Genomic DNA, 12,420 nt, shown 5'->3' with positions numbered 1-12,420 from the left:
GACCTTGCCGGATCGGCCCGAACGCGTCCGTGCCACGGCATCTGCTGGACCGCCCGCAAACACCCCGACCGGTATCAGCGAACGATCCTCAGCCAAACCGCCGGCGGTCCGCGTCACCGCCGATCCAGCTCGGCCAGGAACAGCTCGGCTCGCCGCGCGAAGAGGTGCGCCTCACGGTCGGTGGACAACGCTCTGGCTCGCTCGGCGACGGCCCGTACGCCGGCAACCGGCTCCCCGCGGGCGTGCCGCAGCCGCGCCCGCAAGAGAAGGAGCAGACCCTCCGGGTACCGCTGACCGCAAGTCTCGAGGAAATAGTCCGCCCGATCGAGGGCGGTGGCGGCTTCCTCCGTCGCCCCGGACGCCAGCCGCATCTCGCCGAGCAGGCCGTACCACGTGGCAACGCACGAACGTGGCGGATCCAGGAGGTTCGTCGTGATGATCCGTTCGGCCTCGGCCGCGGCGTCCTCCGGGTCGTCGCCGGTCATCGCGGACGCCCAGCATCGGGCCAGCCGTTGGTAGGTGCCGAGGAAGACGAAGGAGAAGTCGGGATCGGCCGCGATGCCCCGCTGCGCCGCGCGCAGGGCTCGCATCGGGTCCCCGGCGATCGACGCGATCCTCGCCCCGAAGGTGGCCCACACCGTGATCATGTACGGGTCCTCGCCGGCCCGGTTTTCGAGTACGTCCAGGAGAACCTGTGCCCCGTCGAGGTCGCCGTGCAACGCGGTGAGCTCGGCAACCATCCCGGTCATCAGCAACTGCAGGTCGTGCCGCACCGGGTCCGCCTCGCGCCGGCCGAAATCGAGGACCATGGCCTTGGATCGGCTCAGGTAGCGGAACGATTCCCCGATGTTTCCTATGTCCCACTGGTGGATGCCCCAGGCCTGCAGCCCGCAGGCCCGTACGAACGGGTCGGCGGAAGCCTCCGCCAGCTCGAGCAGCCGGCGCGCCAGCGGGCCGCTACGGTCCAGCTCGATTGCCTGGGCGTGGGCCGCCCAGCGTGAGTAGAGGAAGCCGGCCGCCTCCACCTCGCGGCCCAGGAGGCGGGCCAGGTGCTCGGCACGTTCGAGCAGTTCCAGCGACGAGAAGCCGTACATGGACCGCATGCCCACCACCGCGGTCAGCTGAGCCAGGGCCGTCAGCTCCAGCTCGTTCAGCCCCGCCGTTCGTGCCACTTGCGCGGCCGAGCGCAGGTGGCGCTCGGCCGCCTCGAGCGCGGACTTGGTCGCCGCGTGGCGCCCGGCTCGGACGAGCACGGCGGCTGTCCGGGCGGGGTCGGCGAGTGGGCCGGACGACCACAGGTGGTAGGCCAGACGCTCGGGGACGGACTCGTCCTGGGAGCCGGTTTCCTCGATCGCGTCGGCGATGCGCAGATGCAGCTGGCTCGCCAGGGTGGGCGGCGTGGCCTCGGAGACCGACTCACGGACCAGGTCGTGCGCGAAGCGTACGGAGAACGGAGACTCCGGCACGGGCTCCAGCAAACCCAGGTCCTTCACGGGCTGGAGGCGGCCGAGGCAGCTCGCCAGGTCGAGGCCGGTGACGCGGATGAGCATGCTCAGCTCGACGGTCCGGCCGATGAGCGCGGCGATCCGAAGCAGGCGTACGGCGTTGTCGTCCAGGCCGGCCATGCGGTCGCGGACGACGTCGCGCACGGTTGCCGGCACCCCGGTGTGGGTCACGGCGTCGTCGATGTTCGCGGGGCCACCCGTCAACAGGCGGGACAGTTCCTGCACGAAGAAGGGATTGCCGGCGGTACGGGCGTGGATACGGCGAGTGGCGTCGGGACCGGGCTCCTGGCCGGTTTCCCGTCGGACCAGCTCGGCCACCTGGTGGGGAGCGAGCGGGCCGAGGCGGATGCGGCGATGGCCGGGTGCCCGGCTGGCGGCGGCAAGCGTACGGGAAAGTCCCGAGCCGGGCGTGGGGGCGCGGTCCCGGAACGCTCCCATGATCACGGTGGCCTGGGGCAACCGGCCCGCCAGATGTCCGAACAGTTCCAGCGAGGTGGCGTCGGCCCACTGCAGGTCGTCGATGATCAATAGCAGCGGCCGCAGTTCGGAGCCCTCGCCGATGACGGCGACAACTCTTTCGAAGAGGCGGAAGCGGAGACCGTTGTCGGGCAGCACCGGCGCGGCGAGGACGTCGCCGCGCGGTTCGAACAGCCGGCCGAGCTCGCCGGCCAGCCACTTCTCCCGGGCGCGCGTGGGCAGCAGGTCGAGGATCGAGCGGATCATCTGTACCCACGGCCACATCGAGGGCGTTCCGGCGCCGTCCAGGCACCGGCCCCAGACGACGTTTGCGCCGCGCCGGCCGGCCTCGGCGGCTGCCTCCTCGAGCAGGCGGGTCTTGCCGACGCCGGGTTCACCCTCGACGATGCCGAGCGCCATTCCACCGGTGAGCCCGGCTTGCATGGTGTGGCGGAGTTCCGCGAGTTCCTCGACGCGGCCGATCAGCCGCTCCGCTGTCCGCGGCGGCTCGACGCCCGCCGGAGCCTGCGTCAGCACCTGCCGGTGTGCGGCCGCCAATGCCGGGCTGGGGCCCACGCCGAGCTCCGCCGCGAGCCGGTCGCGGACTTTCCGCACCATGGAGAGGGCTTCCGCCTGGCGTCCCGCGGCGCCGAGCACTCTGATGAGGGCGGCCTGGACAGGCTCGTGCACGGGCGCCATCGACGCGGCGAGTTGCAACGCCGGCAGTACTTCCCCGGGCCGGTGTTCCGACCCGGCGAGCTCCGCGGCATCGGCACACGCGTCGTAGAACTCCGCGTCGAGGGCGGCGAAGACAGCCATCGCCGCCGGTCCATGGTGCAGCCCGGCGGCCGCCGGTCCGACCCAGAGGTTCAGCGCTCGCAGGTAATGATCGAGTGCTTCGCCGTGGTGACCGCGGGCGTGGTTGACCTTGGCCGCCGCGATGCCGTTCCGGAAGGCGAGCAGATCGAGCATGCCGGGGTGGGCGGTGAACACGTAGCTGTTGCCCCGGCGATGCAGGTAGGAGCCGGCGTCGCGGGACGTCAGCTGGGGTTCGAACAGTCGGCGCAGGGCTCCGACGTGCTTCTGGATGATGTTGAGAGCGGTGGCGGGGGGCTCGTCGTCCCAGATGAGCTCGGTCAGCTCGGTGGTGCTGATCGGCCGGCCTTCGTGGGCCAGGAGGAGGGCGAGGAGGTAGGCCTGCTGGCGGGGGCCCTGGTCGAGCTCGACCGCGCCTCGCCAGAGCCGTAGCGGACCGAGGATCTGCATACGCAACGAACGATCGTCGGCCGGCGTGCCCACTCCTACGACCCCCGAACGCACCACTGTCACCGTTGCCGCGAGTCTACGATCCACGACCTGTCTCGTTTTCGGCGCGCTGGCTGAACAACAGGGCCTCGCGCTGTACGGACAGGATTCGCGTCCGCTCGGCGGCGGCCCGTACGAGCTCGGCCGGCCGGCCGCGAGCCGTCAGCAACCGCGTGCGTAGCAGGAGGATGAGGCCCTCGGCGTAGCGCTGCCCGTAACGGTTCAGCGCCCACTCGGCCCGATCGAGGGCCTCCTCCGCCTCATCCAGCGCGCCGGCCGTCAGGCGCATCTCGGCCAACGCCCCGTACCAGGTCACCATGCAAGAGCGCGGCGGGTCGAGCAGGCTTTCCGTGATGCGGCCTTCGATCTCGGCGGCCGCGCTCTCCGGATCCCGGCCGAGCAGGGCCCGCGCCCAGCAGCGGGCCAGTCTCTGGTAGGTGCCGAGGAACTCGAAGTGGAGATCGGGGTCGGCGGCGATGCCCCGTTCGGCCGCGGTCAGCGCCCATTCCGGATCACCGGCCAGGGTGGCCGAAAGGGACACGAAGGTAGCCCAGAAGGTGACCGCGTACGGGTCGTTCCCGGCGTCCGCTTCCATCTCCGCGAACAGTGCCCTGGCCTCCGGCACGTCGCCATGAAGGGTCGTCATCAACCCGAGCATCCCGGCCGAGAGCAATTTCAGGTCGCGCAGCAGCGGCGCGTGCTCCAGCCGGACGGAACCGTCCGACGTCGCCTCTGTGGACATCCTCAGGTATCGCAGGGCCTCGCCGATGTCGCCGATCTCCCATTGGTGTACGCCCCACGCGAGCCAGCCGTACCCGCGTACGACGGCGTTGGCCGACGCCTCGCCCCGCTCGCGCAACCGGCCCGCCAGCCGCCCGCTCGCCTGGATCTGGACGCCCTGTGAGTACCCGGTCCAGCGGGTGAACAGGAAACTCGTCGCCTCCAGTTCCCGGCCGAGGCTGCGGGCGAGTTCTTCGGACCGTTCCAGGATGTCGGGCGGGGCGCCGAGATACCCCGTCTGCATCCCGAGCACCATGGTGAGTTGCGACAGCGCGGCGAGCTCACCCTCGGCCAGGCCGGCCGATCGCGCCACCGAGACCGCCGCTCGCAGGTGCCGCTCGCCGGCATCGAACGCGAACTTGACCGCTGCGCTCCGGCCCGCACGTACGAGGGCAGCCGCGGTACGGGCGGGGTCGGCGAGCGGCCCCGCTTCCCACAGGTGATGGGCGAGTCGCTCGGCGACGGGCTCACCGAACGGTTGGTTGTTCCCCATGGCGTCCGCGATCCGTAGGTGGATCGCCGGGGTGTTCTGCGGCGGTGTGGTCCGCACGACCGACTCGCGCACCAGGTCGTGAGCGAACCGTACCGAGAAGGGGTTGCCGGGCATCGGCCCGATCAGTCCGAGTTCCTCGACCGGTTCCAGTCCGCGCAGGCAGGCCCGGGCCTCCAGCCCGGCGACCCGCGCCAGCAGGCCGACATCCACCTCCCGGCCGATCAGCGCCGCGATCTGCAGCAGCCGGCGGGTGTTGCGGTCGAGCTCCGCCATCCGGTCCTGGACGACGTCGCGGACGGCGGACGGCAGGCCCGTCCGTACCGCCTCTTCACCGTCGAAGGCAGTGTCGCCGGCCGTGAGCAGGCGCGACAGCTCGCGTACGAAGAACGGGTTACCCCCGGTCCGGGCCCGGATGTCGTGCGAGACGACGGAAGTCGGCATCCGTCCGGTCACTCGGTGCACGAGCTGCGTGACCTCGTCCTGGCCGAGAGGTCCGAGGCGGATGCGACGATGGCCGGCTACCCTGCTCACCCGGGCCAGCATCCGGGTGAGCTCCGACCCGGGAACCGGAGCGTGGGTGCGGAACGCGCCGACCAGCGCCACACCGGCGGCCAGCCGGCCGCCGAGGTGGCCGAACAGATCCAGCGAGGCATGATCCGCCCATTGGAGGTCGTCCAGGACCAGCAGCAGGCGGCCATGGGAAGCCGCGTCCGCAACGATGTCGGCCACCCGCTCGAACAGTTGGAACTGAGTTCCGCTGTCCGGTTGCACCGGCGTGTCCAGGTCGGCGTCGTTGCCGGTGACCAGCCGGCCGAGTTCGCCGGCGAGCCACTCGCTCCGAGCGTCGGCGGGCAGACGGTCGAGGAGCGAGCCGACCGCTTGCACCCACGGCCACATCGCGGGGGTGCCGTCACCCTCCAGACATTGACCCCAGACCACCAGCGCACCGCGCTCTTCCGCCTCCGCCGCGGTCTCCTCGAGCAGGCGAGTCTTGCCCACCCCGGGCTCTCCCTCCACCAGGATCAGCCCGGTCCCGCCGGCGAGAGCCCTCGCCACCCCACGGCGCAGTACCGTCAGTTCCTCGGTCCGGCCCACAATGGCGCCCGCCGGCAGGAGGGTCCTGCCGAGGGTCCACCGGTGCGCGGCTCGCAGCGCCGGACCGGGGTCGACACCGAATCCCTCGGCCAGCCGCACGCCGACGACATCCAACAGCGATCGGGCTTCGGCCTGGTTACCGGCCGCGCTCAGGGCCGAGACCAGGGCGGCCTGGACGGGCTCGTGCAGCGGAGCCATCGAAGCGGCCAGGCGCAACTGGCGCAGGACGCGTTGCGGCCGGCCGAGCGACACCGAAAGATCGGCCGCCGCCACACAGGCGGTGAAGAACTCGTCGTCGAGCGCGGCGAAGACATGCTTCGCGGACGAGCCGTGGTTGAGCGGGTCGCCCGCGGGACCTCGCCACAGCGCCAGGGCATCCGCATAGCAATCGAGCGACTCTTCGCGGTCCTGTCCGGCAAGGGCGGCCCGGGCCGAACCGGTGAGATTCCGGAACGCGACGAGATCCACCACGTCGGCGCCGGCCGCCAAAAGGTATCCGTTGCCGTGGAGTCGCAGGTACGAGCCGCCGTCCCGGTGGAGGAGATCGGGCTCGAGGAGCCGCCGCAAGGCGCCGACATGCTTCTGGATGATGTTGACCGCGCTCGACGGTGCGTCCTGCGGCCAGAGCACATCGATCAACTCATCCACGCTGACCGGCTGACCCGTCCGCGCCAGCAGAACGGCAAGCAGGAGAGCCTGCTGGCGCGGGCCGGGATCGAGCTCGACACCGCCGCGCCGGACTTGCAGCGGTCCGAGGATCCGCAGCGACGGCGCAACGACCGACGCCGCCATCGCGCAACCACCTCCGGAGCCGACCAAGCCGTGGCCTCCAGCGTCCGCTGGAGTCGAAGACAGTGCAAGTGACGAAGTCAGTGCGATTGCAGTGATCGTTCAGTGGAGTCGGACAGACTCGGCACAGCATCGACCCAGGATGGGAGTCGAACGTGCCCGCCTCGGTAGTAGCACTTCATCCCCCGCGGCCGCCCCAACCGGCTTCCGGCCAGGGCCCGCGGTTGCAGATCCTCGGTTCTCTGCGGCTCTGGCAGGACGGGGTCGAGCAGGAGATCGGTCCGCCGCAGCAGGCGTACGTGCTGGCGCTCCTGCTCGCCCGCGCCGGCCGGCCGGTGACCACCGATGACCTGATCGACCTGGTGTGGGGCGAGGACGCGCCGTACAGCGCGCTCAACATCCTGCACAAGTACGTCGGCACGCTGCGGCGGCTGCTCGAGCCGGCCCTCTCTCCCCGCGAGACGGGCTCGTACCTCATCCGGCGCGGCAACGGCTATCAGATCGCCGTCGGGCCGGACGAACTGGACCTGGCGCGCTTCCGCATGCTGGTCCGGGCCGCGCATACCAGCCGGGCCGCGGGGCGCCCGCACGACGCGCTCGACCAGTACGTCGACGCGCTCCGGCTGTGGAACGGTTCCACCGCGGACGCGCTCATGCGGGGATCGGCCGCGATGTCGATCGCCGCCGCGCTGGACGGCGAGTTCTACGCCGCGTGCGGTTCGGCGGCCGGCCTCGCCGCCGCGCTGCGCCAGCCGGACCGGGTGCTGCCCGCACTGCGGCTGGCCGGCGGGATGGCGCCGTTGCACGAGCAGGTGCAGGCCAGTCTCATCACCACCCTGGCCGCGGACGGGCAGCAGGCGGAGGCACTCGCGGCGTTCCGGGTGGTCCGGGACCGGCTTGCCGACGATCTCGGCATCGACCCCGGCCAGGCGCTCCGGGAGGCGCATCGGCGTGTTCTCGATCCCGCGTACGGGATGCAACCCGTCCCCGGCGAGGACGACCGGGCCGGCCGCCCGGTCGCCGTGCCGCCGGCGCTGGTGACCCGGCCGGCCCAGCTTCCGCCTGACCTGCCGACCTTCGCCGGCCGCGCGAACGAGCTCGCCACGCTCACCGGTCTGCTCGCCGAGGTGCGGGCGAGCCCGCTCATCGTCGGCCTGGACGGCATGGGCGGTGTCGGGAAGTCGGCGCTCGCCACCCATTTCGCCCACCTCGTCGCCGACGAGTTCGCCGACGGGCAGCTCCACCTCGACCTCCGCGGACGGGCGGCCGGCGAGGGCAGCCTCCCGGTCGAAGAGGCACTGCGCGCGCTGCTCACCTCGCTCGGCATGCCCGAATCCCGGGTCCCGGCGACGGTCGAGGGTCGCATCGGCGCGTATCGGAGCCTGATCGCGGGCCGGCGGATCCTGCTGCTGCTCGACGACGCGCGGGACGTCGCCCAGGTACGCCCGCTGCTGCCGAGCTCGGCGCGGTCGATGGTGCTCGTGTCCAGCCGGTCACCGCTGATCGGCCTGGCCGCGCTGGACGGGGCCGACCTGATGCACATCGAGCTGCCGGACGCGGCCTCGGCCCGGGCGCTGTTCCGCCGGCGGCTCGAACGGTCGCCGAACCGGTCCACCGCCGACCTCGCGGCGGAGGCCGAGGTCGTCGACGAGATCGTCGAGTTGTGCGGGCGGTTCCCCCTGGCACTGGCCATCCTGGCCGCCCGGCTGAGCGCCCGGCCGCGGCTGTCGCTGGCCGCGGTCGCCGCCGAGCTACGTCACGGCCTGCGGAGTTCCCCTCCAGCGGGCCCCGCTGAAGGGGCCCGCTGGTTCCGGCCGGTCAGGACCGGATGAAGGCCAGCAGGTCGGCGTTGATCACGTCGGCGTGCGTGGTCGGCATCCCGTGCGGGAAGCCCGGGTAGGTCTTGAGCGTGCCGTTGGCGACCAGCTCGGCCGACCGCGGCGCGGTGGTCTCGGGATTGACGATCTGGTCGTCCTCGCCGTGCAGGACCAGCACCGGGACGCTGATCTTCTTGAGGTCCTCGGTGAAGTCCTCGCAGAAGGCGGCGATCTCGTCGTGCTGGGCGATCGCCGCGCCGGACATGGCCTGGCGCCACCAGTTGTCGATCACCGCCTCGGAGACGGTGGCATCCGGCCGGTTGAAGCCGTAGAACGGGCCGGACGCTATGCCCCGGTAGAAGTCGGCCCGGTGGCCGGCGACCTGGGCCCGCCAGCCGTCGAAGACGCTCTTGGGCGCGCCGTCGGGCCGGCCCTCGGCCGCCATCACGTACGGCGGCACCGCGCTGATCAGTACCACCTTGGCCACCCGGCTCTCGCCGTGCCGGGCGACGTAGCGGGCCACCTCACCGCCGCCGGCCGAGTGCCCGACGTGCACGGCGTCGCGCAGGTCGAGGTGCGCGGTCAGTGCGGCCAGGTCGTCGGCGTAGTGGTCCATGTCGTGCCCGCCATCCACCTGCGCGGAGCGGCCGTGCCCGCGCCGATCGTGCGCGATGACCCGGTACCCGTGGCCGAGGAAGAACATCATCTGGGCGTCCCAGTCGTCGGCCGTCAACGGCCACCCGTGACTGAAGACGATCGGCCGGCCGGTCCCCCAGTCCTTGTAGAAGATCTCCGTGCCGTCCGTGGTCGTGATCGTAGCCATGTCCGCCTTCACCCCTCGACGAAGGAAATGCCGCTGTCCCGCATGAAGCTAGGCGGACGCAGTTGACGAGCAGTGAACGTCCCACTCGAGCCCGAACGCCCCGGTCTCGTCCAGGACCGCGCCCGACGCGTACGCATGCGCGAAGTCCGCCTCGCCCAGGGCGGCCACGGCGGCGGTACGCGCGGCCGCCAGCTCCGCCGCGTCGTCCGGGTCGGGCACCTGCCCGATCGCGGCATAGGCGCGATCGGTGAAGCCGATCATGCGAGCAGCCGTGCGGTGGTCACCCTCGGCCGTCGCCAGGGCTGCCGCCGCGACCCCGAGGTACGGCACGAAGTCGCGGTAGCAGTTGCGGAACACCCGGTCCCGGCCCTCGGCGAAAAGCTGCCGGGCCCGGTCGAGATGGCCGAGGCGCAGCTCGGTGAAGGCCAGGTTGTGGTACTCCGCGTTCCCCAGCTCGGGCTGCCCGAGCTGATCGTTCAGCGCAATGCTGGCCAGGTAGCGGGTACGTGCCTCGGCGTGGTCGCCGGACAGCCGGGCCACCGCGGCCAGCACGTGCCGCGGGCGCTCCTCCAGCCGCCGGTCGCCCGACCGCACCGCGACCTCCAGGGCCGCGGAGGCGAGCTCCTCCGCCTGCGCCAGGTCGCCGGCGCGCAGGGCTACGCGCGCCAGGGCGTACAGGCTTTCGACCTCGCCGGCGGGTTCGCCGGCCGCCCGGGCCCGCTCGATCTCGGTTCGCGCCATGCGGGTCGCTGCCGATTCGTCGCCGCTGCGGAAGGCCGCGCGGATCTCCGCCGCGAACGCCTCCGGTCGCGCGTCGTCCCGCTCGACGGTCATTCGCTTACTGCGCGAGGCACTGGAACTGCTCCTCGGTGAGGACACCATCGTCGGCTGTGGCCATGGCGGCAGGTTAGGGCGCATCACTGTACGACTTGTGAATCGGCGGGACTAGCCCTCGCGCAAGCGCCGTCGCAGGAACGCCTGTTCCGGGCCGTTGCCGGCGAGTTCCAGCGCCTGCCGGTACGCGTCCGCCGCCTCCGCCGTGCGGCCCAGCCGGCGCAGCAGGTCGCCGCGGGCGGCGGGCAGCAGGTGGTAGCCGGCCAGGCGCCGGTCCGCCGCCAGGGCGTCCAGCAGCGCGAGCCCGGTCTCGGGGCCGTCGACCATGGCGACCGCCACCGCCCGGTTGAGCTCGACCAGCGGCGAGGGCGCGACCGTGCGGAGGACGTCGTACAGGGCGACGATCTGCGGCCAGTCGGTGGTCGCGACGGTCGCCGCCTCGTCGTGCACGGCCGCGATGGCCGCCTGCAGCGCGTACGGGCCGGGCCGGCCGCCGGTCAGCGCCTCGACCACGAGCCGGCGCCCCTCCTCGATCTTGCCGGCGTCCCACCGCGCCCGGTCCTGGTCGTCGAGCAGCACCAGGTCGCCGCGGACGTCCACCCGGGCGGCCCGGCGGGCGTCGACGAGCAGCATGAGCGCCAGGAGCCCGGCCACCTCGCGCTCCCGGGGCATGAGGCGGTGCAGGATCCGGGCCAGCCGCACCGCCTCGTCGACCAGTTCGGGCCGCATCAAGGCGAGGCCGGCGGTCGCGGCGTACCCCTCGGTGAAGATCAGATAAATCACGCGGAGCACCGCCGGGAGCCGCTCGGGCAGTTCGTGCGCCCGGGGGACGCGGAACGGGATCCGCGCCTCGCGGATCTTGCGCTTCGCCCGCACCAGCCGCTGGGCCATCGTGGCGTTCGGGGTGAGGAAGGCGCGGGCGACCTCCGGCGTGCTGAGGCCGCCGAGGCAGTTCAGGGTCAGCGCGGTCTGCGCCTCGAGCGCCAGCGCCGGGTGGCAGCAGGTGAAGAAGAGGTGCAATCGCTCGTCCGGCAACTCGTCCGGGTCGAGGGCGGGCGCCGGTGGCTCGTACCGGTCCGCCTCCACCTGCAGCAGGGCCAGCTTCGCGGCCAGCACCCGGTCCCGGCGTAACAGGTCGACCGCCCGGTGGCGGGCCGTGGTGAGCAGCCACGCCGCCGGGCGATCGGGCACCCCGTCCCGCGGCCACCGTTGCAACGCGGCGGCCACGGCGTCCGCGGCGACCTCCTCGGCCAGGTCGAGATCCCCGAGGGTACGGACGAGCGTGGCCAGCAGGCGCCCCCACTCCTCGCGGAAGACCGCCTCGACCGAGTCGGCCGCCGTACCCATCGGTGACCCCCGGCCTCAGGACTCGGTGTTGAACTCCATGATCGGCCGCACCTCGACCGACCCGTACTTCGCGCCCGGGCACTTCGCCGCCCAGTCGATCGCCGCGTCCAGGTCGGGCACGTCGACCACGTAGTAGCCGCCGAGGACCTCCCGGGTCTCGGCGAACGGCCCGTCGGTGACCACGCGCTCGCCGTCCTTGACCCGTACGGTCGTCGCGGTCCTGCTGTCCTGCAGGGCGTCGCCGCCGGTGCTGGCGCCGGCCTGGGTGAGCGCGTTGGTGTACGCCCAGTACTCGTTCATCACCTGCTCGGCCTCGGCCGGGTCGGGCGCGGCGGTGGGCTCCTCGCTGTAGATCAGCAACAGGTAACGCATGTTGGTCTCCCTCACGTCGGGTGGCCGCCGATCGGCCGCTTCCAGACTGACGACGATCGGGCTCGGCGATATCGACAGTTCCGCCGAGAAATTTTTCTAGCGGTCCTGGTGCCACACCGTACGGTCGAGCCAGCCGTCGCCGTTGTCGTCGTACATCCGCTTCTCGAAGACGCCGTTGTCGTCCTTGTCGTAGTCGGCGTAGTCGACGAGCCCGTCGCCGTTGGTGTCGTGCCCGACGAAATCGGCGTGCCCGTCGTGGTTCACGTCGACGAGGATCTCGACGCCGTGCCCCTTCGTACCGATGAAGGTCGCCTTGTCCCAGTGCCCGTCGCCGTCGGCGTCGATGTGCGGGTGGTAGCCCTTCGGCGGCGCGAGTTCCTCGGCGCCCTTGATCGCCTCGGCGAGCCCGCGCGGGGCGGGCGCGTCGCCGAGCCCGCTGCTGCCCCCGGGGGCGTCGCCGAGCCCGCTCTTGGGCGCGTCGCCCAGCCCGCTGTGCTCGACCGGCTGCCACGGCTGGCTCACCGAGCCGCCGCCGGCGCCGCCGGACGAGCCGCCCGACAGGGTGTGCCCGAGGTCGGCGAACGCCGAGAACAAACCCATGGTGCTCGATTTGTTCGTCCGGGTCTCCACCGTCGCCAGGCCGCCGCCGGAGTCGGGCGAGGCCTGGCTGCGCAGCAGCTCGACCTCGTCGGCGGCCAGCCGGTAGCCGGACAACGCCGCCGCCGGATCGGCCGCCAGCACGGCCGCGAACGAGGGCTCGTTGAGCAGGCGCTCCAGCACCGTATCGAAGTCGCTCATGACGGC

The 12,420-nt window shown here is 72.1% G+C and carries 8 protein-coding genes; 1 reads left to right on the top strand and 7 read right to left on the bottom strand.

Features of this window, described 5'->3' with window-relative positions; genetic code table 11:
- Positions 1-113: 113 nt before the first annotated feature.
- Together IH26_RS0101190 and IH26_RS0101185 are read right to left on the bottom strand one after the other, a co-directional pair.
- Positions 114-3,227, bottom strand: coding sequence for an ATP-binding protein (locus IH26_RS0101190; protein WP_051807196.1), 3,114 nt, complete (start codon positions 3,225-3,227; stop codon positions 114-116).
- 76 nt (positions 3,228-3,303) lie between these two features.
- Positions 3,304-6,426 carry an ATP-binding protein gene (locus IH26_RS0101185; protein WP_030434189.1) on the bottom strand — a complete coding sequence of 1,041 codons (3,123 nt, stop codon included), beginning with the start codon at positions 6,424-6,426 and terminating at the stop codon, positions 3,304-3,306.
- Between the two features lie 221 nt (positions 6,427-6,647).
- On the opposite strand from IH26_RS0101185, the gene IH26_RS0101180 reads away from it, so the two are divergent.
- Positions 6,648-8,255, top strand: a complete 1,608-nt coding sequence (locus IH26_RS0101180; RefSeq protein ID WP_051807194.1) for an AfsR/SARP family transcriptional regulator — start codon at positions 6,648-6,650, stop codon at positions 8,253-8,255.
- Here the strand turns inward: IH26_RS0101180 and IH26_RS0101175 are convergent.
- The 5 genes from IH26_RS0101175 to IH26_RS57415 all read right to left on the bottom strand — a co-directional run bounded on the left by IH26_RS0101175 (position 8,242) and on the right by IH26_RS57415 (position 12,414).
- Entirely contained in the window at positions 8,242-9,063 is an 822-nt protein-coding gene (locus IH26_RS0101175) for an alpha/beta fold hydrolase (RefSeq protein WP_030434187.1), read from the bottom strand. The genes IH26_RS0101180 and IH26_RS0101175 overlap by 14 nt on opposite strands.
- A 48-nt stretch (positions 9,064-9,111) precedes the next feature.
- Complete coding sequence (locus IH26_RS0101170; protein ID WP_051807193.1) at positions 9,112-9,897, bottom strand: tetratricopeptide repeat protein; 786 nt, start codon at positions 9,895-9,897, stop codon at positions 9,112-9,114.
- Positions 9,898-10,008: 111 nt separating this feature from the next.
- On the bottom strand, positions 10,009-11,244 hold the full coding sequence (locus IH26_RS0101165) for an RNA polymerase sigma factor (protein WP_030434185.1): 1,236 nt from the start codon (positions 11,242-11,244) through the stop codon (positions 10,009-10,011).
- Positions 11,245-11,259: 15 nt separating this feature from the next.
- Positions 11,260-11,616 carry a YciI family protein gene (locus IH26_RS0101160; RefSeq protein ID WP_030434184.1) on the bottom strand — a complete coding sequence of 119 codons (357 nt, stop codon included), beginning with the start codon at positions 11,614-11,616 and terminating at the stop codon, positions 11,260-11,262.
- Positions 11,617-11,712: 96 nt separating this feature from the next.
- On the bottom strand, positions 11,713-12,414 hold the full coding sequence (locus IH26_RS57415; RefSeq protein ID WP_034213175.1) for a hypothetical protein: 702 nt from the start codon (positions 12,412-12,414) through the stop codon (positions 11,713-11,715).
- Positions 12,415-12,420: the final 6 nt, after the last annotated feature.

Origin of the sequence: Actinoplanes subtropicus (assembly GCF_000721705.1) — a bacterium.
GTDB lineage: Bacteria > Actinomycetota > Actinomycetes > Mycobacteriales > Micromonosporaceae > Actinoplanes > Actinoplanes subtropicus.
The sequence above is the reverse complement of the archived record's forward strand: the minus strand, read 5'-3'. Positions and strand labels throughout refer to the sequence as shown.

Coding starts and splice junctions, on each gene's coding strand:
- IH26_RS0101190 (WP_051807196.1), bottom strand. CDS start 3,227: ATGCAGATCCTCGGTCCGCTACGGCTCTGGCGAGGCGCGGTCGAGCTC.
- IH26_RS0101185 (WP_030434189.1), bottom strand. CDS start 6,426: ATGGCGGCGTCGGTCGTTGCGCCGTCGCTGCGGATCCTCGGACCGCTG.
- IH26_RS0101175 (WP_030434187.1), bottom strand. CDS start 9,063: ATGGCTACGATCACGACCACGGACGGCACGGAGATCTTCTACAAGGAC.
- IH26_RS0101170 (WP_051807193.1), bottom strand. CDS start 9,897: ATGACCGTCGAGCGGGACGACGCGCGACCGGAGGCGTTCGCGGCGGAG.
- IH26_RS0101165 (WP_030434185.1), bottom strand. CDS start 11,244: ATGGGTACGGCGGCCGACTCGGTCGAGGCGGTCTTCCGCGAGGAGTGG.
- IH26_RS0101160 (WP_030434184.1), bottom strand. CDS start 11,616: ATGCGTTACCTGTTGCTGATCTACAGCGAGGAGCCCACCGCCGCGCCC.
- IH26_RS57415 (WP_034213175.1), bottom strand. CDS start 12,414: ATGAGCGACTTCGATACGGTGCTGGAGCGCCTGCTCAACGAGCCCTCG.